We start from the raw sequence: 20551 nt of genomic DNA, 5'->3' as shown, positions 1-20551 counted from the left end.
ATGTCGTGAGTTCTAAAGTCGTTATCGTTGGCGGCGGCGTCATCGGTAGTTCTATCGCTTACTTTCTGCGCGCTTCCGACCCGACGATTTCGGTGACGGTCATCGAACGCGATCCGAGCTATGCGAGGTCGTCGTCTGCGCTGTCGGCTGCCTCTATCCGGCAGCAGTTTTCTACGCCGTTGTCCATCCAGATGTCGTTGTACGGCATCGAATTTCTGCGCGATATCGGCGAACGTCTCGAAGTGGAGGGCCACCGGCCATCCATCGACCTGCACGAAGGCGGTTATCTCTTTCTGGCGACGGAAGCCGGGGAAGCCACGCTGCGTGAAAACCACGCCCTGCAAACGAGCCTGGGCGCCGATATCGCGCTGCTGTCTCCCGCCGAACTGGCGCAGAAGTTCCCGTGGCTCAACGTCGACGACATCGTGGCCGGCGCATACGGTCTTTCGGGTGAAGGCTGGTTCGACGGCTACGGTCTCGTGCAGGCACTGCGAAAGAAGGCTCAGTCGCTTGGCGCACGCTACGTGGCTGCGGATGTGACTGGCCTTGAGCGCGACGGACGCAAAGTGACCCACGTTCTGACCGGCGACGGCGAACGTCATGCATGCGACACGCTGGTGAATGCCGCTGGTGCATGGGCACGGCGCATTTCGGAACTGATGGGCGTGGATATTCCGGTCTACGCGCGCCGCCGCAGCATCTTCAACGTGTCGTCGCCGGCGCAACTTGCGAACAGCCCGCTGCTGATCGACCCCACTGGCGTGTACTTCAGACCGGAAGGCAAGACGTACATCACGGGTACCTCGCCGGGCGAAGACAACGATCCGAACGACCTGCCGCTCGACGAGGTGGATCACGACCTCTTCGACGAGGTGATCTGGCCGACGCTCGCCAATCGCGTGCCCGGCTTCGAAGCATTGCGTGTGGAGAACTGCTGGTCCGGCTATTACGAATACAACGTGTTCGACCACAACGCGATCATCGGCTATCACCCGGATGTCGAGAACTGCGTGTTCGCGAACGGCTACAGCGGCCACGGCCTGCAGCAGGGCCCGGCGACTGGACGCGGTGTGAGCGAACTCATCGTCAATGGCCGGTACACGACGCTGGATCTGTCGTCGCTCAGTTGGGAACGCGTTCTGGAGAACCGGCCCATCGTCGAAAAGAACGTCGTATAGCGGGCCACTTCGTTTTTCATCGGCCGGCTTATCGCAAACGAAGACATGTACGAATTCACTGCACCTTTTCAGCAACCTGCCGGCTCGCCAATACGAGAGTTGTTCAAGTACCTCGGAGAGCCAGGCATGATTTCGTTCGCGGGTGGCTATCCCGCGAGCGACCTTTTCGACGTCGAAGGGCTCAATGCGGCTGCAACGCGTGCGTATCAGGCGCCTGCGCAATGCCTGCAATATGGCCCGACCGACGGGCTGCCGGCGCTCAAGGTACAACTCGTTCAATTGATGACGAGGCGCGGCGTATCGTGCGCGACGGACGAGCTCGTCGTCACCACGGGCTCGCAGCAGGGCCTTGACCTGCTTCTGCGTGTGCTCGTCAGCCCGGGCGACGTCGTTCTCACGGAACAACCCGCGTATCCCGCCACGCTTCAGGCGTTGCGTTTGCAGCAAGCGCAGGTCGTCACGATTCCGGTGGATCGCGATGGCCTCGATGTAGAACACCTTGCGAAGCGGCTCGCGTCGGGCGCGGTATCCCGCCCACGGCTCTTGTATACCGTTCCGACGTTCGCCAATCCGACTGGTGCAACGCTGACGCGCGAACGCCGTATTGCGCTGCTCAAACTCGCGGTGCGCTACCGGTTCCTGATTGTCGAAGACGATCCCTACGGCGACCTTCGATTCTCGGGCGAGCCTATCCCTTCGATGCTCGCGCTGACGAGCGAAGTGGAAGGCTCGCGCGACTGGGTCGTGCATTTCTCCAGTCTCTCGAAAATCGTAGCGCCGGGGTTGCGGGTGGGCTGGACCATTGCGCCCACGGCAATCGCACGGCGCTGCGTCATTGCCAAGCAGACGGTCGACCTGTGCAGCGCGCCGTGGACGCAGGCCATCTCCGCGGAGTACCTCGCAGATGGGGCGCTGGAGCGGCACGTGCCCAGGATCGTCGCGGCATATCGCGACAAGAATCACGCGCTGTGCCACGCGCTTCGCGTCGAGCTGGGTGATCGGATCGAATTTCACGCGCCTTTGGGCGGCATGTTCGTATGGGCGCGCATTCCAGGCCTCGACGCGGCAGCATTGCTTGCACGCGCCATCGAGCACAAGGTGATCTTCGTGCCGGGCAACGCGTTTTTCGCGGATCACGCCGACACCTCCAGCTTGCGCCTTTCCTTCGCTGCGCCCGATATCGCCGCGATTGAGGAGGGCGTGCGCCGGCTCAAACGTGCATACGAAGCAGCGACCGGTACGTCGGTTCGGATGACGAAATGAACAATGAATAGAGGTTGATGAATGAAGATTGTAGTTGCCGTAAAACGCGTGGCGGATTTCAACGTGAAGATTCGCGTCAAGGCGGATCAGTCCGGGGTTGAACTCGCCAACGTGAAGATGTCGATGAATCCGTTCGACGAAATCGCCGTGGAGGCGGCCGTCCGGTTGAAAGAAAGCGGGCAGGCGAGCGAAGTGATCGTGGTATCGGCCGGGCCGGTGCAGAGCCAGGAGACGTTGCGCACGGCGCTGGCCATGGGCGCAGACCGCGGCATCCATGTGAAGGTGGAGAGCGAACTGCAGCAACTCGGCGTGGCACGCATTCTCCGCGCGGTGGTGGAGCGTGAGCAGCCGGGCCTCGTGATGCTCGGCAAACAGGCCATTGACGACGACGCCAATCAAACCGGTCAGATGCTCGCCGCACTGGCAGGGTTGCCGCAAGCCACTTTCGCGTCCCATCTGCAAGTGGAGCACGGCGCAGCCAGCGTGACGCGCGAAATCGATGGTGGCTCGGAAACGGTGAATGTCCGTTTGCCGGCCGTGGTGACGACGGACTTGCGACTCAACGAGCCGCGTTACGTCACGTTGCCCAACATCATGAAGGCGAAGAAAAAACCGATCGATGTGATCGACGTGGCCGAACTCGGCCTCGACATCCAGCCACGCATCAGGACGCTGAAAGTCAGCGAGCCCCCAAAACGGGCTGCGGGCGAATGCGTGGCCGATGTCGACGCGCTCGTCCAGAAACTGAAGAACGATATGAAAGTGATGTGAGGTCAAGCCATGACGATTCTGGTGATTGCGGAACACGACGACACAACCCTGAAGGCTTCGATGTTGCATGCGCTCGCCGCGGCGAGGCAACTCGGTGCGGCGGTGCACGTGCTCGTGGCGGGGCACAACGTTCACGCGCTGGCGGCTGAAGCCGCCACATTCGAAGGCGTGCAGAAAGTGCTGCACGCCGATGCGAGTCATCTCGCGGGCGGTCTCGCGGAAAACATCGAACCGACCATCGTTGCCGTGGGCGATCGGTACACGCACATCGTGTTTCCGGCCACGGCATACGGCAAGAACATTGCGCCGCGCGTGGCGGCGAAGCTCGCAGTGGGACAGATCTCCGACGTGACCGCGGTACTCAGCGCGGACACCTTCGAGCGCCCCGTCTACGCGGGCAATGCGATCGCGACCGTTCAGTCGCTCGATCCGGTGAAGGTCATCACCGTGCGCCTCTCGGCGTTCGCGCCTGTCAGTGCGCGTGTGGCCGACCATGCTCCGATCGAAACGCTCGAGCCCGCGCCGGATTCAGGGCTCGCGACGCTCGTCAGCCGCGAACTGACGAAGCTCGAGCGCCCCGAATTGACCGCTGCGAAGATTGTCGTGTCGGGCGGGCGGGGACTGGGGTCGGCGCAACAATACAAGGCGGTTCTCGAGCCGCTCGCCGACAAACTGCAGGCGGCGTTGGGCGCTTCGCGCGCAGCCGTCGATGCCGGCTACGTGTCCAACGACTTCCAGGTCGGGCAGACCGGAAAGATCGTGGCGCCGGACGTTTACTTCGCGGTCGGCATTTCCGGTGCAATTCAGCATCTGGCCGGCATGAAGGACTCGAAGACCATCATCGCCATCAACAAGGACGCAGAGGCACCCATCTTCGGCGTTGCCGATCTCGGCCTGGTAGCGGACCTTTTTCAGGCCGTGCCGGAACTGACCGGCAAACTCGGTGCGTAATCTGGTGCGTAATCTGGTGCGTCAGCCGTAACAGTACGGGCCGGCGCAGGCAGTTTGGTATTTCCTGCGGGACGGGGTCACCCGCGAGGTGTTGAGTTGGTACGTCGTGCCCATTGCAGTTGCAGTAACGAGCAAGAAGTGAATTATTAACGGCCGTCCTGCGGCCCATAAAGTTTGGAGAACTTGTGAAAAAGACCATCATTGGCGCAGCGCTCGCTGCCGCCGCCTTGCCTGCCTTCGCGCAGAACACCGTGACGCTCTACGGTCTCATCGACGAGGGTTTCGATTTCACGAACAACGTGAACGGTTCGAAGGTGTACGAGTTGCAGAGCGGCTATGCGCAGGGCAGCCGCTGGGGCCTGAAGGGCACGGAAGACCTGGGCGGGGGCCTCAAAGCCGTTTTCCAGCTGGAAAACGGCTTCAACGTGAACAACGGGAAGTTGGGGCAGGGCGGCTTGATGTTCGGCCGCCAGGCGTACGTCGGCCTCGTCAGCGACCAGTACGGCAGCGTCACGTTCGGGCGCCAGTATGACTCGCTCGTGGACTTCCTCGCGCAAACTACCGCCAACGGCAACTGGGGCGGCTACCTGTTTTCGCACCCGTACGACAACGACAACACCGACAACTCGTTCCGCGTGAACAACACGGTGAAGTACACAAGCCCGACCTTTGCAGGGTTCCAGTTCGGCGGCACCTACAGCTTCAGCAACGACACGAATTTCGCGAACAATCGCCAGTACAGCGTCGGCATGCAGTACGCGACCGGTGGGCTGCTGCTCGCAGCGGCCTATCTCCAGGCGAACAATCCTTCGGCATCGGCGGGCGGCGCCATCAACAACGGCGGCGACGAGAACTTCGTCGCAAGCCGCCTGCGCGTGTTCGGCGCGGGTATCAACTACACGTTCGGCAGTGCAACGCTCGGGTTCGCGTACACGAATACCCTTGTTCAGCAGCCTTTGAGTTCGGGCTACGTGGGCGCCATCACGCCGACCGGGGGCGCAACGTTGTCGTCGCTCAGGTTCAATAACTTCGAGGTGAACGCGAAGTATCAGGTGACGCCGGCCTTCTTCGTCGGCGCGGCGTACACGTACACGCGCACGAGCTTCAATGCGACGAGTGGTCAGCTTCATCCGCAATACCACAGCGTGGGGTTGATGGCGGACTACAACCTGTCGAAGCGAACGGACGTCTACGTGCAGGGCGGCTACCAGCATGCGGGTGGCGACAAGACCGGTACGGTGCTCGATGTCGCCTATGTGCCGGGCGCGGATGCGGTCTCGTCCACGTCGAGCCAGTTCGTGTTTCGCGCAGCCATTCGCCACAAGTTCTGATGACGTAGCAAGGCATGACACGGTGAGGCCATACGCGTGTCTTCACCGTGCTCGTGCTGCCGTTGCGCGTCTTTCGCGGAACGGGCTGTTATGCCGGCCGCGCGAGCAGCGTGACCGTGAGGAGTCCGAGCACGGTCATCGCGAGCGAGATGCCCACGTGAATGGCGATCTCGCCCACTGCCCAGCCAAGTCGGCCTTCCTGAAGGTGCGAGACGACTTCCGCGGAGAAGGTCGAGAAGGTGGAGAGGCCGCCCATCAGGCCCGTGATGACGAAGAGCCGCCATTCGGGCGCGAGGCCCGGATAGCGCGCGAATACGCCGACCGCCACGCCGATGATGTAACCCGCCATCGTATTGGCCGCGAGCGTGCCGAGCGGCAGGGCCGGGAAGAGGCCGTTGAGCCGGATGCCGAGCAGCCAGCGCAGCAGCGAACCGAGCGCACCACCCATGGCGACGGCAAGAATCGACAGATACATAGCGGGAAAGAAATCTGTAGAGGAAAAGAAACCTGCGCCTGGCTAGGGGCAAAGGTGGCTCGGATCGTGGCCGAAAGGTGGCCGAAAGATGGTCGAAGCGGGACCATTGCGCCTGCCGTTTTCAGCGCGAGAGTCTAGCATCGGGCGAATTTCGGTGCGCTTACGCCGCGCTGCCGTGGTTCATGCGGTGGCCTAAAATCGCAAGAGCGGCGGTTGCTGCGACTTCACGGGGACACGACATGAAAGGCTATCAACTCACGTTCTACACGGAGCAGAGCCGGCGCCACGAGCACCAGCCGGTTGTCGACTGGCTCATGGCCCGCGCAAAGCAGATGGGCGTGCAAGGCGCGACGGTCATTGCGGCGGCCGAAGGCATCGGCCATGCCGGGGCGCGCCACGCCGCGCGGTTCTTCGAACTGGCGGACCAGCCGATGCAGGTCATCTTCGCCGTCACGGAGACGGAGTCCGAACTGCTGCTCGATGCCGTACGCCGCGCCAATGTGCACGTGTTCTACACGCGCTGTCCCATCGAGTTCGGCGTGCTGGGCCTGCCCGGCGGCGATCAGGTCGCACCGTGATCGCAGTGCAGGCGTGAGCCACGCCACGCCTGCGTTTCGCGGACGGCTTAGCTTCGCAGTGGCCGTCGCGCAAGCACGGCCGCACCCGCGCCACGTTCAGCTCGCGGTTTCCCGCTCCGGCGTCGCGGAAATGCGGTGAATCGAGAGGTCCGCGCCGTTGTACTCCGCTTCCTGTTCGATGCGCAGCCCCACGGTGGCACGCAGCGCGCCGTACACCAGCGCACCCCCCAGCGTCGCGATGACGATGCCGCCGAGCGTGCCCACGATCTGCGCGCCGAGCGACACGCCGCCCAGTCCGCCCAGCGCTCGCAGGCCGAAGATGCCCGCCGCGATACCGCCCCAGGCCCCGCAGATGCCGTGCAGCGGCCACACGCCGAGTACGTCGTCGATGCGCCAGCGGTTCTGCACCAGCGTGAACAGGTGCACGAACAGCACGCCGGCCACCGCGCCGGTGACGAGCGCGCCAAGCGGATGCATGACGTCCGAGCCCGCGCAGACCGCCACGAGCCCCGCGAGCGGACCGTTGTAGGTGAAGCCGGGGTCGTTGCGGCCCGCGAGCCACGCCGTGAGCGTGCCGCCCACCATCGCCATCAGCGAGTTCACGGCCACGAGGCCGCTGATCTTGTCGACGGTCTGCGCGCTCATCACGTTGAAGCCGAACCAGCCTACGGCCAGCACCCAGGCGCCGAGCGCGAGGAACGGAATGTTCGACGGCGGATGCGCGGCCACGCGTCCGTCGCGCTGGTAGCGTCCGTGGCGGGCGCCGAGCAGCAGCACGGCCGGCAGCGCGACCCAGCCGCCAAACGCGTGCACTACCACGGAACCCGCGAAGTCATGGAACTGCGCGCCGAAGAACTGCTCGAGCGCGGCCTGCACGCCGAAGCGGCCGTTCCACACGATGCCCTCGAAGAACGGATAGACGAAGCCGACGATCACGAACGTCGCGAACAGCTGCGGGTTGAACTTCGAGCGTTCGGCGATGCCGCCCGAGACGATGGCCGGAATCGCGGCGGCGAAGGTGAGCAGGAAGAAAAAGCGCACGAGGCCGTAGCCGTTGTGGGCGGCGAGCACGTCGGCGGGATCGAAGAACTGCACGCCGTAGGCGATCGTATAGCCGATGAAGAAGTACGCGAGGGTCGATACCGAGAAGTCGACCAGGATCTTCACGAGCGCGTTGACCTGGTTCTTTTTCCGCACGGTGCCGAGTTCCAGAAACGCGAAGCCCGCGTGCATGGCCAGCACCATGGCGGCACCGAGCAACAGAAAGAGCGTGTCGGTGCCGGTCTTGAGGTTTTCCATCTGTCCGTCCTGCTATGCGCAAAAAACGGGCAGAGAAAGCAAGATGCGGGCCAAAATGGATCAAGATGGCCTCATGAAGGTGCAACAACGCACCGCCGTGGGCGGGTCGGGTGAATCGCCTCACATGTCGGCGCCGAGATATCAGCAGCGCGCGTGCACTGAATTCAGGCAAATGGCACCGAATATGTGCGTACGATCCGAGGGAGGGCCGTCGCACGCCAATTTGAGGCATTTTCTTAAAACTGCCTTACGTCCTCGCCGTCGCCATGCCGCGCGCATGGCGACGCGCGTGGTTGTCGGTGCCGGCTTCACGCGCCATGCCCCGCCCGGCAAGGCCCTCGCGCCGTCGCACCGCGGCCCGGGCGCGTGCGCCTTTGTCCCCGGGCTCAAAGGCGACATAATGAGACCCCCGCCATGAGTCTGACGTATGCCGCCCGGCGGACTCACGAACCTTCCTGCGCGCATGAGACTGACGACCAAAGGGCTGCTGCTGATCGCCATTCCGGCCGTGTTCGAGCTGACGCTTCTCTCGGGAATCGTCAAGGCACAGGCCGATGCGCTCGAAGCCGAGCGTGCCGCGCAGCACAGCCAGGACGTGCTGACCCAGACGTCGCGCATTCTCGAACCTGTCCTGCTCGAATCGGCGCGCCTGCGCGGCGCCGTAGCCGCGACCGACACGACCTACGCGACGCCCGTTTCGCTCTGGATGGACATCGACCGCCGCATCGACGGACTCGTCGAACTCGTGGCCGACAATCCCGGGCAGGTCGAGCGCGCCGCGCAGGTTCGCCAGGCCGTGCAGGCCTACCGCCAATGGTCGGACCGCGTGCAGGACCTGCTGCGCTCGGGCCGCCGCGCCGACGTGCTTGCGCGTTTTCGCGACCTCGGCGTGACCGATGTGCTGGACCGCGTGCGCGTCCAGGTGATCTCATTCCAGGCGGAGGAGAAGCGTCTAGACGTGCTGCGCGCCACGGCGGCCGAAGCGGCGCGTGCGCGGCAGCAGACGCTCGTCGTCACGGCGGTGGTGGCGTCCATCGTATTTGTCGCGCTTGCGGTGTATCTGTTCACGCGCGGTCTGCGCGGGCGCCTCGCGCTGCTTTCGGACAACGCCGGGCGTCTGGCGGGCAACGAGCCGCTCGCCCCGCTCACGGGCGGCGACGACGAGATCTCGCGGCTCGACCTGGTGCTCCACGAGACGAGCCGGCGCCTGATCGAAGCCGAGCGTCTGCAGGTGCGCTTCCAGTCGGATCTCGGCCGCCGCGCCGCGGAACTCGCGAACATCAACGAAAGCCTGCGGCAGCAGACCCAGGAAAACGAGATGTTCATCTATAGCGTTTCGCATGATCTGCGCGCGCCGCTCGTCAACCTGCAAGGCTTTTCGAAAGAGCTGACGCACGCGTGCGAGGACCTGCGCCGCGTGGTGGCGCAGTCGTCGCTCTCGCCCGAGCAGCGCGCACACATCGAGCAGCTCATCAACGACGACATCGCGGTCGCGCTGCGGTACCTGCAGTCGGCGGTCTTGCGCGCCTCGCACATCATCGACGCGTTGCTGCGGCTCTCGCGGGTAGGCCGTGTCGAGTACCGCCGTCAACCCGTGGACGTGGAGGACATCGTGCAACGCGTGATCGACGCCATGCGCGTCTCGATCCGCGCGCGGCACGCCGAAACCGTAGTGCATGAGCTGCCCGCGGTGTGGGGCGACCCGACCGCGCTCGAACAGGTGTTCGCCAACCTCATCGGCAATGCGGTCAACTATTTGAGCCCCGCACGCGAAGGCCGCATCGAAATCGGCACGACGGCCGCGCCGCCCGGCGTGCAGACGTTGCGCATTTTCTACGTGAAGGACAACGGCCTCGGTATTCCCGAGGTCGCGCTGCCGCGGCTCTTCAATGCGTTCCAGCGCATGCACGGCAACGTCGCCGCGGGCGAGGGCATCGGGCTTGCGCTTGTGCGGCGCGTAGTGGAGCGGCACGGCGGCCGCATCTGGGTGGAATCCACCGAAGGCGTGGGCACGACGTTCTACTTCTCGCTACCCGAGGCGGCGGCGAAGGCGCAGTTGACGGCCGAGGCGATGGGGTCGTCGGAGACGCAGGGGTAAGGGGGCGTTGCGGGCCCCCGCGTGCCGTTGTGCGGCCGCCCGATGTGGGCGCGCCGTGTCACGGGTCTTGGTGGCACGGCGCGGGTTTGAGAGGGTGAGGGCGGCTCTCTCGTCGTGCTGCGCGTCAGTGTGTCAGCACGTTGCCTGCACGCGAGAGAGATGCGGCACGACGGCGGGCCGCGCTCAAAGCTCGATGCGCGTGCCGAGCAGGATGAGGAACTGGCGCAGCCATTCGGGATGCGCGGGCCATGCGGGTGCCGTGACGAACGGTGCATCGGTGATGGCGGCGTCGACCGGGATATCGGCATAGTCGCCGCCCGCCAGCCGCACTTCGGGAGCGCAGGCCGGGTAGGCGGAGATCCGCTTGCCGCGGATCACGTCGGCGGCGGCGAGCAACTGGGCCGCGTGGCAGATCGCCGCGATCGGCTTCTGGGCGGAGGCGAAGTGGCGCACGAGGTCGATCACGCGCTTGTCGAGCCGCAGATATTCGGGCGCGCGGCCGCCCGCAATGGTGATGGCGTCGTAGCGAGCCGGGTCGATATCGTCGAACGACGCATTGAGCGTGAACTGGTGCCCCGGTTTTTCCGTGTACGTCTGGTCGCCCTCGAAGTCGTGGATGGCGGTCTTCACGCGCTCGCCGGCCTTCTTGCCCGGGCACACGGCGTCTACCGTATGGCCCACAGCCTGTAGCGCCTGGAACGGCACCATCGTTTCGTAGTCTTCGGCGAAGTCGCCGGTGAGAAACAGAATCTTCTTCGCTGCCATCGTAAGTCTCCGGTTGAGGAACGGAACACTGCGGACGTCGGTGGAGTCTACTCCAGCATCGTTGATGAATCGGTGACGCAGTCGATGGATGCTTTCCGATGGCGGCGCTACGCGCGCCGCGACGCCCCGGCGCTGGCCGCGCTGTTTCGCGAGGCGGTGTTGGCGGCGACACACTACGACGAGCGCGCCCGCACCGCGTGGGCGCAAGGCGCCGACGACCTCGATGCGTTCCGGCGCACGCTCGCGCACGGGCTGACACTCGTCGCCGTAGCCCCGCCCCGCGACGATGAAGCCGCACATGGCGAAGAAGCGCTGGCGGCGTTTGCCCAGCTGCATCCCGCCGACCACGTCGAGATGCTTTACACGGCGCCACGCTGGGCCGGGCGGGGGCTCGCGTCAAGCCTGCTCGCGCGGCTCGAGGGCGCGGCGCGCGAGGCGGGCGCCGTGGTGCTCACGGCCGACGCGAGTGCCGCGGCCAGACGCGTGTTCGAGCGGGCGGGCTTCGGCTGTGCCGGGGACGAGGTGGTCTGGCGCGAGGGCGTATCATTGCGCCGTTTTCGTATGTGCAAGCCGCTCAACGCGACACAGGATTTCCGATGACCTTCCGTAACAGTGCTCACGCTTCCCGTCGTACGGGCCACTCCGGGTGTTCTGGCGGGGCTTCTCGTCGTCGCTTCACGATCGCCTCGCGCACCGCGCTCGCGTGGATGTTCGCGCCGCTCGTGCTGCTCGCGGGCTGCGAGAAGCAGACTTCGCCGTCGGACGCCGACGCAAAGCTCAACGACGCCGCGAAGCAGGCCGGCCAGAAGCTCGACCAGGCGGCGAGCTTCGTCGGTCAGCAGCTCGACGCGGCACGCGCCGCGGCGCAGAAGCATATCGACAAGGCGGCGTCTGCCGCGTCTGCGGCCGTGGGGGCATCCGCGCCGACGTTGTCTATCGACCCGGGCGCGCTTGCTTCGATGGCGCAAGGCCATCTGCAGGGCGCCGCAAGCGCAGTGGCCGGCGCGGCTGCCGCGGCAGCAGGCAACAGTCTCGAACAGGCGGGCCGCAAGCTCCAGCAGTGGGCGAGCACGGTGGCGGGGGCTTCGTCCGTGGCAGGGGGGGCGACGACTCAAGGGGCCGCATCGGGTGCGGCAGGCGCGAGCGGGGCACCGGCGCGTACCAGCCCGTGAAGCCCGATCCCGGATTGACTGCTTCGATAAATGTAACTACCATGCGTACACTTTTTGTCGTGCAGGTGCGTGATGAACACGAGTAGCCGCTTCGCGTTTGCGGTGCACGTGCTTGCGCTGCTGGCGCAGCAGGAGGGCGTGCCGCTGTCGTCGGAGATCATCGCCGGCAGCGTGAACACGAATCCGGCGTTGATTCGCCGGCTGCTGACCATGCTGGCGCAGGCGGGGCTGACCACCTCGCAACTGGGTGCGGGCGGCGGGGCGCTGCTGGCCCGTGCGCCCGAAGACATCACGCTGCTCGAGGTCTACTGCGCGGTGGAAGACCCGCAGCTGTTCGGCCTGCATCGCGAGGAGCCGAACCCGGCGTGCATGGTGGGCCGCAACATCCAGCAGGTGCTGCGCGGCATCATGGACGACGCGCAGCGCGCCATGGAGGCATCGCTTGCGGCACGCACGGTTGCCGATACGTTCTCGGACGTGGTGCGCCGCGAACGGCTTCGCAAGCGGCGCACGGCGCGCAGCGAGGGTTGATGCGGCGTGAGAGCGGGTGGGCGGAGTGGTTGCCGGCCAGGGAATGCGTAGTTAGGGAACAGGTAATCAGGAACGGGGCATTGCCCCGGTTTTTTTCGCTGTATATGTAATCGAGTTAGTTACATTTTTTGATCTTCACAAAAGGAGTATCGACATGAGCAAGACGTTGAAAATCGCGCTGTTTGGCGCAACCGGCATGATCGGTTCACGCATTGCCGCCGAAGCCGCGCGCCGCGGGCACCGGGTCACCGCGCTCGTACGCAATCCACAGCGCGTGCCGACGGACACCGCGAATATCCATGCGTCGCAGGCCGATCTGCTCGATGCGGCGAGCGTGGCGGCGGCTGTGCGCGGCCATGACGTGGTCGCGAGCGCCTATGCTCCCGCCCTCGACAACACGGCGACGCTCGACACCGCCACCCGCGCGCTGGTGGCCGGTGTGCGCGAAGCGGGGCTCAAGCGTCTCGTGGTGGTGGGTGGCGCGGGTTCGCTCGAAGTTGCGCCGGGCAAGCAGCTCGTCGATGCCGAAGGGTTCCCGGAAGCCTACAAGGCCGTCGCGCTCGCGCACCGCGAGGCGCTCCACTACTACCGCACGGTCTCTGACCTCGACTGGACGTTCTTCGCCCCCGCCGCGATGATCGCGCCGGGCGAACGTACGGGCCAGTTCCGCACGGGCGCCGGCACGCTGATTGCCGACGCCGCGGGTACGAGCCGCATTTCCGCCGAAGACTACGCGATTGCATTCGTCGACGAGCTGGAGCAAGCGCGCTTCGTGCGTCAGATCGCAACGGTCGCGTACTAAGACGTAGTAAGGCGGTAAGGGCAGATCAGACAGGCGCGCGCAAGCGTGCTGACAATCTGTTACGCACGCTCACGCAGCTTCACGCGTCCGGTGCCGGAGGACAGCTAAACTTGTGCGTCCTTTTCGTACCCGTCCCGCTCGCCATGAAGTCAAGCCTGGAGCAGCGTGATGCAGGCACGCCGGCCCTTGCGCCGGCGCGCCGGACCGCCGCTCGTTCTCCTCGTCGTTCCGGTCGTCGCTGCGGGTCTTCCCGCACCGGCCGACCGTTCTGCGCGCGCCTCGCGGCGCCGTTCCTTGCCCTCTGGCTCGTCGCGTTCGCGATGCTCGCGAGCTTTGCCTGCGTGCCCGGCGTTGCCCGTGCGGCAGGTGCGTCCGGTGCGCCGGGCCTGCCCAGCGCGCCGGCGCCCGGCGCGGCCACGCCCGTGCTGCCGGCGCTCCAGAGCCTCATCAGCAGCGCGACGGCGTCGGCGGCGGTATCCGCCTCGGCGCCCGATGCCGCTTCGGCGGCGTCGCCCGCCAGTGAGGCGGAGTTCGCGCGTTCGCTCGACAGCGTGATTTCGACGCTCGACAACGACCGCCAGCGTCGGGCCCTCGTGACCCAGTTGAAGAAGCTGCGCGACGTTTCGCAGCATGCGGCGCCGCCTGCCGCGGCGTCGGCCGCGCAGGGCGCAGCGGGGTTGCTCGGGGCCATCGCTTCGGGCCTCGCGTCGGTTGCGGCGGACGTGCACCAGGGCCGCACACCGGCGCGTTACTGGAGCGGGCGCATCAACGCTGCTGCCAACGAGCTGTACGCCATCGTCGCGAGCCAGGGTTCCGAGCATTTCGGCAAGGTCGTGCTCGACATGCTGGCGATGCTCGCCGGCTGGGGCGCCTGCGCGGGCAGCCTGATCTGGCTGCAACGCCGTTTGCATGCGCGCTTCGGCATCGTGGAGGGGCTAAAGCCGAACCCGGCGACGCGCGAGTTGCTGATCTTCGCCTTGCGCCGTGTCGGACCCTGGGTCGTCGCGTTCGTCGCGGCGCTCGCCTTCGTGCGCGCGATGCCCGAGGCGCTGGGCCGCACGCTCGGCATGGTGATCGCTTACGCGATCGTGGCGGGCGCGGTGTTTTCGGCAATCTGTCTCATCATGTTTTCGCTGTTCGGCTCCGGGCACCGGCGCGCGGCTGTGCACGTGCTGCTGCGCGACGCGCGCCGGCTGCTGTTCGCGATCGGCGTGTGCGGTGCACTGGGCGACGCCGCCGTCAACTACGACGTCGCGCATCAGCTCGGCCCCAATCTGGCGGGGCTCGTCTCGACGGTGGCCAACATGACGGCCGCGGTGCTCACGGCGTATTTCGCGCTGGCGTTCCGGCAGCCCGTTGCGCATCTGATCCGCAACCGGTCCTACGAGCAGCGGCACGATCATCGCGCGGCGACCGAGGGCTTCGAGGTGCTCGCCTCGCTCTGGCATCTGCCGATGCTGCTGCTCGCGGGGGCGTCGATCGTCGCGACGCTGGGCGGGCTCGATTCGAGCGAGGACGTCCTGCAGATTTCGGTGGTCACGGCGCTGCTGCTCGTGATCGCGTTCTTCCTTTCGGCCATCGTGCTGCGCCTGACGCGCCCGCGTCTCAACGACACGCATCGCCGCCGGCGCCACCGTTCGCCGTATCTCTGGCGGCTGCTACGCTTCGCCGGCACGCTCGTGATGTTGTTCGTCTGGCTCGCGTTTCTCGAGTTCTCGTCGCGGCTATGGGGCGTGTCGCTCGCGGGCATGATCGAGGACAGCGTGACCGCGCGCGGCATCGCCCATGCGGTCACGGCCATACTCACCACCGTCTTCGTCGCGTGGCTGATCTGGATTCTCGTGGATACCGCGATCCAGGAGGCGCTCAATCCGGGCGGTCCGCGCAGCAAGTCGCGCAACCCCGGCACCCGCGCGCGCACCATGCTGCCGCTCGTGCGCAACGCGCTCGCGGTCACCATCCTCACCATCGCGGCCATCGTGACGGCGGCCAATCTCGGCATCAACGTGACGCCGCTGCTGGCGGGCGCGGGCGTGATCGGGCTCGCGGTGGGCTTCGGCGCGCAGTCGCTCGTGACCGACCTCATCACGGGCCTCTTCATCATTCTCGAGGACACGATTTCGGTGGGCGACTGGATCGAGATAGACGGCGGCCATGCGGGCACGGTCGAGCATCTGACCATCCGCACCGTGCGGCTGCGCGACGGGCAGGGCGCCATTCACGCCATTCCGTTCTCGCAGATCAAGATCGTGAAGAACCTCTCGCGCGACTTCGCTTATGCGGTGTTCGAGGTGCGCGTGCCGTTCTCGGCCGACGTGGACATGATTACGGCGCTGATTCGCGAGGTGGGCGCCGATCTTGCCGCCGACTTCCGCTATCGGAACGAAATGCTGGGGCCCGTGGAAGTGTGGGGGCTGGACCGTTTCGATCCGAACTGGATGGTGGTGAAAGGCCAGATCAAGACGCGGCCGCTGCAGCAATGGAGCGTGGCGCGCGCGTTCAACGTGCGGCTGAAGCGGCGCATGGACGAGGCGGGCATCGAGATTCCGGTGCCGCAGATGCAGGTGTACACGTCGGCGAGAACGCACGGGCGGCAGGCGGATGGGGCAGAGGAAAGGTCGTCCGCGACGCGGCACGAGATAGGAGCCGCTCACGAGCAACCGGCGGCGGGCGTTACGGCGGCAAGGTCGTCTGTCGACGTGCCGCAGGCGCAGGCACGCGACGTCTCGCACGAACCGCGGCCGGCGCCGGCGCCGACCGGCGGCTCGATGGCCGCGCCGCCGCAGATCCCCGTGGCCGGCGACGCGCCGAAAGGCTAGGTGAGCGCGGCCTCGCGCACGGGCGTTTGCGCGACGACGTCTGGCGCAACGGTTTGCCCGTCGCGGTTCAAGCCGCTCGATATCGCGCCGATGCTGCTTTCGACGCCGCTTTCGTCCACGCGAACCAGATCGTTCACGTGCGTCGCGATCTGCGCGCCCGCCACGCCGTAGACGTGTAACGACACGGCGCGCCGGCCACTCTCGTTGGCAAGCCGATGGATCGCCGCATGTCCTGCGCGCGTGAACGACACTGCGCCGGCCGCGCGCGGCTGCGTGCGAAGCGCAGTGGCGCCGGCGCCAGCCTCGTCCCAGCGATACAGCGATTCCGTGAGTTCGCCTTCGACCACCGCATAGCCGCACCACGTGTGATGCGCATGCACCGGGCTCGCCTGGCCCGGCATCCAGACGAGCGCGGCGATGGCGTAGCGGCCGTGCGCGTCGGCGGCGAGCAGGTGGCGGCGGTACCCGTGGGCGTCGCCCTCGCAGGCAGACTCGTCGAGCAGTCCCGGGTCGGCAATGGCCTCGGCCAGCGCCGTGCGGACGCGCTGCGCGAACGCGGCATTGCTTGAGCGAAGCCGCGAGTCGCCGGCTGGCGCGGTGCTCTCGAAAGCCTCGTTCAAGTGATCGCACAGGCGCTGGATGGCGGCGCGCGCGGACGAACACGGCTGGAAGAGCGGGGCAGCGGCGGTGGATTTCATGGCGGTCGTCGGGACGGCACCGGTTGTGGTTCGATACTGCGATTTATACCGGCTTGCGCAGAGAAACGGTTTCCATATAATTTCCCGCTTAGGCTGAAAAGTAGAATAAATTTCTATTCAAAGGGGTGTGTGGGAATGGACATCATCGACCGGAAGCTGCTGGAGCTGCTCCAGCAGGACGCCACGATGCCGGTGGCGGAACTGGCGCAGCGGGTGAATCTGTCGCAGACGCCGTGCTGGAAACGGGTGCAGCGTCTCAAGGAAACCGGCGTGATACGCGGCCAGGTGGCGCTATGCGATCCGAAGAAGCTGGGCGTGGGCACGACGGTCTTCGTCGCGGTGCGCACCAACGAGCACACCGAAGCGTGGGCGCAACAGTTCACGCGCGCTGTGCAGGACATTCCCGAGGTGGTCGAGGTCTATCGCATGAGCGGCGAAACGGACTACCTGCTGCGCGTGGTGGTGTCCGACATCGAGGACTACGACCGCGTCTACAAGCAGCTGATTCGCGCGGTGCCGCTGTTCGACGTGAGTTCGAGCTTCGCAATGGAGCAGATCAAATATTCCACGGCGTTGCCGGTGCGGCCGGCGGCATTGCTGGACGGGCGCTGACAGGCGTTGCGTGGGGTGTAAGCCGCAAGGCGGACGCAAGGTGCGGCGGCGTAGAATGCCGGGTCTGCCGAAGTTAGCCAGACCCGGCAGCCCAACCTGTCGGCCACACCCATCGGATTCCGAGTCTCTCCCATGAACGACCAGCGAAAGAAGAACCCCACCCTTGGCGTTGCCGTTTTCATCGTGGTGGCGGTGCTGCTCGTGATCGGCACGCTGCTCTTCAATGCGATTCGCGGCAAGCGCGAATACGACGAAACGAACGAGGCGCCGTCCGCTGCGGCTTCCGCTGCATCGGCCGCAACGGAGCTTACGGCGCCGGCGAGCGCACCGGCTGTCGCGGCAAGCGCGGCTTCGCAGTGAGCTGTGCAACTGGCTATGCGGTGAGGCGTGCAGCGACGCCTGTGGCAGCGACCCGTGCGGCAGCGGTGCCTATTGGCGGCGTCATGTTGGGCGGCGTCACGTCGGGCGGCGTCACGTCGCCCTCTGCCGATTGCCGGGCGGCCCGTCGATAACGCGCTTCGCTTCGCATTCCGCGCTTCGTATCGCGCGTCATATTCCGTGGCGTATCCCGCCTTCTAACCCTCTTCGGGCAGCCGGATCACGCTCGCGTCCTTGCGGATCAGCCACGAGGCCGCCAGCATCTGCTTGCACTGGTGCGCGAGCAGCTTCAACTCGTGCACCGCATCGGCCGGGCAATCCGGCGACTTTTCCGCTTCCACCACCATCGCGTCGAGTTCGCGGGAGACCCGCTTCGTGATCTCGGCGTGATCGGCGGGCGGCGCGATGCCGTCGTCGGCGGCCGAGAGGTTTTCGCGCACGATGAGAAGGACGCGCTGCAGCGGTTGGAGCGACGTATGTTCCTGCAGCGGCGCGGTGGTCTTGAGGAGCGGCGCGGCGGCCGTGATCTGGGAAGCGAGCGCGTGGCTGCGGACCAGCAGGTCGTTGAGTTCCGCCACGAACATTTGCGCCGTTTTCGGCTCCAGCATCATGCGCTGGAATGCCTGGCCGAGATTGGCGAACGCGATGTGCACGTTCTTGCGCGCGAGGCGATAGCGGAAGTCGCGGTCGAGCGCGTTCGCCGCCGCCGACGCGCCCGCCGTAGCCGACGCCGTAGCAGCCGCGGCCCGGCTACCCACGGCCGCTACTATCGGCTGGGCCGGACTTGCAGCCGCTGCCGGGACGCCGCTGGCCGCGGGCTGCGCGGCAGCCGCCATCGCGATGGCCGGCACGCGTGCCGCTGTTTCGGTCGCGAGCTCCGCGCTGGTCGCCATGGCGGCCGCGGGCCGTGCGATCCACGACCAGGTGGCGTCCAGATACTGGCGCATCGCGGCGATCATGTCGGTGACGAGCTTGCCCATGAGCCGGTATTCCCAGTAGGGGAACAGGTGGCTCGCGGCAATCGCGATGGCGCAGCCCACCACGGTGTCGATGACGCGCTCGCCGATGATCCGCATGCTGCCCGGTGCGAGCAGGTGGAACAGCAGCAGCACGTACGACGACGTGAACACGACGCTTGCCGCGTAATTGAAGAGCAGCAGGCTGTAGCTCATCACCATCGAGGCGAACATCACCACGATCAGCACGTGCGGTTCCTTCACGAAGAGGATCAGCGCGATGCTGGCGGCACAGCCGATCAGCGTGCCGATAATCCGCTGCGTGTTGCGTTGCCTTGTGAGCGAATAGCCCGGCTTCAGGATGATGACCGTGGTCATCACGATCCAGTAGGCGTTCGTGAGCGGCAGCAGGCGGCCCAGCCAGAAGCCGACCGCGACGGCGATCGTCACGCGCAGCGCATGCCGGAAGCTGGGCGACGCCATGGTGAGATTCGAGAAGATCTGGCGGAACGGTACGCGGCGGTTGGACACGAAGCGCGAGAGCGCTTCGTCGATGCGCAGCTCGGTTTGCGTGGTCGGCGTTTCGCTCGTGAGGCTCTTGCGCATGCGGTCGATGAGCCGCGTGGCGCTCCAGATGCGCCGGAACGTGGCAGCCACGGCCGCGTAGGCTTCCGGGTTCTTCGTGGGCAGCTCGTTTTCGCGCATGAGTTCGATTTCGTACTCGATGGCGCGCAATTCCGCCTTGACGTTGATGCGCCCGCGCGGCGCCTGGTTCTGCAGTACGGCGAGGCCGATGTCTTCCAGGTCTGCCGCGGCCTTGTCGATCAGGTCGCGGTAGAACACGAGCAGGTCGGAGCCGCCGAACGTGGTGCGCACGAGCGGGTAGTCGGTGTGCGCACCCACGAACAGCTCATGCAGATCGACCGTGTTGATGAACAGATTGAAGTGCATTGCGCGGCGCGGATCGAGTTTGCCGCTGCGCAGCCGCGGCAGGTTGCGCAGCACGATGTCGCGTGCGGCGTCCTGGCGCTCCACCGCGCCGATCTGCCTCGCCACGAGGTTGCGATAGCACTCGTCGAGGTCGTTGGCGAGGTCGTAGAACTGGCCCCGCGCGCGCAGATAGTCGGCACATGCGAACACGCTTTCGGCAATGGCCTGCTGCTCGATGCGGTCCATGAGCAGACGGCTCACGAGCGTGGCCCAGTATGTGTACCAGAGGCCGCCCGCCAGAATCCAGGCAGCGTTGACGAGGGCCTCGTGCGGCGTGAAGTGCTCCTCGAGCGTCATGATCATCATGAATAGCGTGGCGAAGCTGATCTGCGGCCAGCGGTTGCCGTAGACCACGATCAGCGACAGCACAAACGTGAGCGGCACCACCGTGCACCACAACGCCACCGAATTGACGGTGGCGAGACCGGTGGCCAGCGCGGAAAGGAAGCCGATCACGCTGCACGCCAGCATCTCGTTGTGCTTGTACTTGAGCGGCCCCGGCATGTCCACGACGCAGGCGCCGAGGGCGCCCGTGGCGATGGTGAAACCCACCTCGCTGTTGTGGAACACGATCAGGCTCAGCACCGCGGGCAGGGACACCCCGAACGCGATGCGCAGACCGCCGTAGAAGTACTGGCTGTAGAGGAATTTCTTGATCTCGATGGAATAGCGCATCGACTGCCGGTGTCTCGAAAACGGGCGAGGCAAAAAGGGAAAGGCCGAACGTCAAACGGAACGGCATGAAGCGTGTGCGATGGCGAGACTGCACGCAAGCCCGCGTGGCGCCTCGCTCGACAGACTGCGGGTGAGTCTAACTGATTTAGCCTCCCCTCAGACCTCGTCCGTTCGGCCGGGTTCAGCCCGAAAGTCCTCTTTGTTATGCT

Annotated in this window: 19 protein-coding genes; 14 read left to right on the top strand and 5 right to left on the bottom strand. The window is 65.8% G+C overall.

All coding sequences use genetic code 11. The annotated features are described in order from the left end of the window. The first annotated feature begins 5 nt into the window (after positions 1–5). The 5 genes from P2869_RS09995 to P2869_RS09975 all read left to right on the top strand — a co-directional run bounded on the left by P2869_RS09995 (position 6) and on the right by P2869_RS09975 (position 5494). Positions 6–1178: an FAD-binding oxidoreductase gene (locus P2869_RS09995; RefSeq protein ID WP_277596348.1), complete on the top strand. Its 1173-nt coding sequence runs from the start codon at positions 6–8 to the stop codon at positions 1176–1178. Positions 1179–1223: 45 nt separating this feature from the next. Beyond that, entirely contained in the window at positions 1224–2441 is a 1218-nt protein-coding gene (locus tag P2869_RS09990; protein ID WP_277596347.1) for a PLP-dependent aminotransferase family protein, read from the top strand. Between the two features lie 21 nt (positions 2442–2462). Beyond that, positions 2463–3212 carry an electron transfer flavoprotein subunit beta/FixA family protein gene (locus P2869_RS09985; RefSeq protein ID WP_277596346.1) on the top strand — a complete coding sequence of 250 codons (750 nt, stop codon included), beginning with the start codon at positions 2463–2465 and terminating at the stop codon, positions 3210–3212. Between the two features lie 9 nt (positions 3213–3221). After that, a complete protein-coding gene (locus tag P2869_RS09980) occupies positions 3222–4163 on the top strand; it encodes an electron transfer flavoprotein subunit alpha/FixB family protein (RefSeq protein ID WP_277596345.1) in 942 nt (313 codons plus the stop codon). A 185-nt stretch (positions 4164–4348) separates the two neighbouring features. Next, positions 4349–5494 carry a porin gene (locus P2869_RS09975; RefSeq protein WP_277596344.1) on the top strand — a complete coding sequence of 382 codons (1146 nt, stop codon included), beginning with the start codon at positions 4349–4351 and terminating at the stop codon, positions 5492–5494. An 88-nt stretch (positions 5495–5582) separates the two neighbouring features. Here the strand turns inward: P2869_RS09975 and crcB are convergent, their stop codons facing one another. Continuing rightward, a complete protein-coding gene (gene crcB, locus P2869_RS09970) occupies positions 5583–5969 on the bottom strand; it encodes a fluoride efflux transporter CrcB (protein WP_017776516.1) in 387 nt (128 codons plus the stop codon). Between the two features lie 239 nt (positions 5970–6208). Between crcB and P2869_RS09965 the strand changes: the two genes are divergently transcribed. After that, positions 6209–6547, top strand: coding sequence for a DUF190 domain-containing protein (locus P2869_RS09965; RefSeq protein WP_126876239.1), 339 nt, complete (start codon positions 6209–6211; stop codon positions 6545–6547). A gap of 96 nt (positions 6548–6643) precedes the next feature. Here P2869_RS09965 and P2869_RS09960 read toward each other — a convergent pair whose 3' ends face one another. Next, positions 6644–7846: an ammonium transporter gene (locus P2869_RS09960; RefSeq protein WP_017776518.1), complete on the bottom strand. Its 1203-nt coding sequence runs from the start codon at positions 7844–7846 to the stop codon at positions 6644–6646. Positions 7847–8309: 463 nt separating this feature from the next. Here P2869_RS09960 and P2869_RS09955 point away from each other — a divergent pair, with 463 nt between their 5' ends. Then, on the top strand, positions 8310–9944 hold the full coding sequence (locus tag P2869_RS09955; RefSeq protein ID WP_026121800.1) for an ATP-binding protein: 1635 nt from the start codon (positions 8310–8312) through the stop codon (positions 9942–9944). A 183-nt stretch (positions 9945–10127) separates the two neighbouring features. Here the strand turns inward: P2869_RS09955 and P2869_RS09950 are convergent, their stop codons facing one another. Further along, entirely contained in the window at positions 10128–10709 is a 582-nt protein-coding gene (locus P2869_RS09950; RefSeq protein ID WP_017776520.1) for a DJ-1/PfpI family protein, read from the bottom strand. Positions 10710–10793: 84 nt separating this feature from the next. Here P2869_RS09950 and P2869_RS09945 point away from each other — a divergent pair, with 84 nt between their 5' ends. The 5 genes from P2869_RS09945 to P2869_RS09925 all read left to right on the top strand — a co-directional run bounded on the left by P2869_RS09945 (position 10794) and on the right by P2869_RS09925 (position 16033). Continuing rightward, complete coding sequence (locus tag P2869_RS09945; protein ID WP_017776521.1) at positions 10794–11309, top strand: GNAT family N-acetyltransferase; 516 nt, start codon at positions 10794–10796, stop codon at positions 11307–11309. Further along, entirely contained in the window at positions 11306–11881 is a 576-nt protein-coding gene (locus tag P2869_RS09940; protein WP_152495104.1) for a hypothetical protein, read from the top strand. Before P2869_RS09945 ends, P2869_RS09940 begins: the two co-directional genes overlap by 4 nt. A 72-nt stretch (positions 11882–11953) precedes the next feature. Beyond that, complete coding sequence (locus tag P2869_RS09935) at positions 11954–12412, top strand: Rrf2 family transcriptional regulator (RefSeq protein WP_017776523.1); 459 nt, start codon at positions 11954–11956, stop codon at positions 12410–12412. A 154-nt stretch (positions 12413–12566) separates the two neighbouring features. After that, complete coding sequence (locus P2869_RS09930) at positions 12567–13214, top strand: NAD(P)H-binding protein (RefSeq protein ID WP_017776524.1); 648 nt, start codon at positions 12567–12569, stop codon at positions 13212–13214. 320 nt (positions 13215–13534) lie between these two features. After that, the gene (locus P2869_RS09925; protein ID WP_277596343.1) at positions 13535–16033 is read left to right on the top strand and encodes a mechanosensitive ion channel family protein; all 2499 of its coding nucleotides are present in this window, start codon (positions 13535–13537) and stop codon (positions 16031–16033) included. Here P2869_RS09925 and P2869_RS09920 read toward each other — a convergent pair. After that, positions 16030–16731 carry a cysteine dioxygenase family protein gene (locus tag P2869_RS09920; RefSeq protein WP_277596342.1) on the bottom strand — a complete coding sequence of 234 codons (702 nt, stop codon included), beginning with the start codon at positions 16729–16731 and terminating at the stop codon, positions 16030–16032. The genes P2869_RS09925 and P2869_RS09920 overlap by 4 nt on opposite strands. 135 nt (positions 16732–16866) lie before the next feature. Here P2869_RS09920 and P2869_RS09915 point away from each other — a divergent pair, with 135 nt between their 5' ends. Both P2869_RS09915 and P2869_RS09910 read left to right on the top strand, forming a co-directional pair. Further along, positions 16867–17343 carry an Lrp/AsnC family transcriptional regulator gene (locus P2869_RS09915; RefSeq protein ID WP_017776527.1) on the top strand — a complete coding sequence of 159 codons (477 nt, stop codon included), beginning with the start codon at positions 16867–16869 and terminating at the stop codon, positions 17341–17343. Between the two features lie 132 nt (positions 17344–17475). After that, the gene (locus P2869_RS09910) at positions 17476–17703 is read left to right on the top strand and encodes a hypothetical protein (RefSeq protein WP_017776528.1); all 228 of its coding nucleotides are present in this window, start codon (positions 17476–17478) and stop codon (positions 17701–17703) included. 215 nt (positions 17704–17918) lie between these two features. Here P2869_RS09910 and P2869_RS09905 read toward each other — a convergent pair whose 3' ends face one another. Then, positions 17919–20342: an FUSC family membrane protein gene (locus P2869_RS09905; RefSeq protein ID WP_277596341.1), complete on the bottom strand. Its 2424-nt coding sequence runs from the start codon at positions 20340–20342 to the stop codon at positions 17919–17921. Between the last annotated feature and the right edge of the window lie 209 nt (positions 20343–20551).

This window comes from Paraburkholderia sp. SUR17, assembly GCF_029536165.1.
In the GTDB taxonomy this organism is placed as follows: Bacteria; Pseudomonadota; Gammaproteobacteria; order Burkholderiales; family Burkholderiaceae; genus Paraburkholderia; species Paraburkholderia kururiensis.
This window is presented reverse-complemented; position numbering and strand designations above follow the sequence as displayed.

Excerpts from the sequence above, each read along its gene's own strand:
- P2869_RS09990 (WP_277596347.1), top strand. The coding sequence starts at position 1,224 with ATGTACGAATTCACTGCACCTTTTCAGCAACCTGCCGGCTCGCCAATA.
- P2869_RS09985 (WP_277596346.1), top strand. The coding sequence starts at position 2,463 with ATGAAGATTGTAGTTGCCGTAAAACGCGTGGCGGATTTCAACGTGAAG.
- P2869_RS09980 (WP_277596345.1), top strand. The coding sequence starts at position 3,222 with ATGACGATTCTGGTGATTGCGGAACACGACGACACAACCCTGAAGGCT.
- crcB (WP_017776516.1), bottom strand. The coding sequence starts at position 5,969 with ATGTATCTGTCGATTCTTGCCGTCGCCATGGGTGGTGCGCTCGGTTCG.
- P2869_RS09965 (WP_126876239.1), top strand. The coding sequence starts at position 6,209 with ATGAAAGGCTATCAACTCACGTTCTACACGGAGCAGAGCCGGCGCCAC.
- P2869_RS09960 (WP_017776518.1), bottom strand. The coding sequence starts at position 7,846 with ATGGAAAACCTCAAGACCGGCACCGACACGCTCTTTCTGTTGCTCGGT.
- P2869_RS09955 (WP_026121800.1), top strand. The coding sequence starts at position 8,310 with ATGAGACTGACGACCAAAGGGCTGCTGCTGATCGCCATTCCGGCCGTG.
- P2869_RS09950 (WP_017776520.1), bottom strand. The coding sequence starts at position 10,709 with ATGGCAGCGAAGAAGATTCTGTTTCTCACCGGCGACTTCGCCGAAGAC.
- P2869_RS09945 (WP_017776521.1), top strand. The coding sequence starts at position 10,794 with ATGGATGCTTTCCGATGGCGGCGCTACGCGCGCCGCGACGCCCCGGCG.
- P2869_RS09940 (WP_152495104.1), top strand. The coding sequence starts at position 11,306 with ATGACCTTCCGTAACAGTGCTCACGCTTCCCGTCGTACGGGCCACTCC.
- P2869_RS09935 (WP_017776523.1), top strand. The coding sequence starts at position 11,954 with ATGAACACGAGTAGCCGCTTCGCGTTTGCGGTGCACGTGCTTGCGCTG.
- P2869_RS09930 (WP_017776524.1), top strand. The coding sequence starts at position 12,567 with ATGAGCAAGACGTTGAAAATCGCGCTGTTTGGCGCAACCGGCATGATC.
- P2869_RS09925 (WP_277596343.1), top strand. The coding sequence starts at position 13,535 with ATGCTCGCGAGCTTTGCCTGCGTGCCCGGCGTTGCCCGTGCGGCAGGT.
- P2869_RS09920 (WP_277596342.1), bottom strand. The coding sequence starts at position 16,731 with ATGAAATCCACCGCCGCTGCCCCGCTCTTCCAGCCGTGTTCGTCCGCG.
- P2869_RS09915 (WP_017776527.1), top strand. The coding sequence starts at position 16,867 with ATGGACATCATCGACCGGAAGCTGCTGGAGCTGCTCCAGCAGGACGCC.
- P2869_RS09910 (WP_017776528.1), top strand. The coding sequence starts at position 17,476 with ATGAACGACCAGCGAAAGAAGAACCCCACCCTTGGCGTTGCCGTTTTC.
- P2869_RS09905 (WP_277596341.1), bottom strand. The coding sequence starts at position 20,342 with ATGCGCTATTCCATCGAGATCAAGAAATTCCTCTACAGCCAGTACTTC.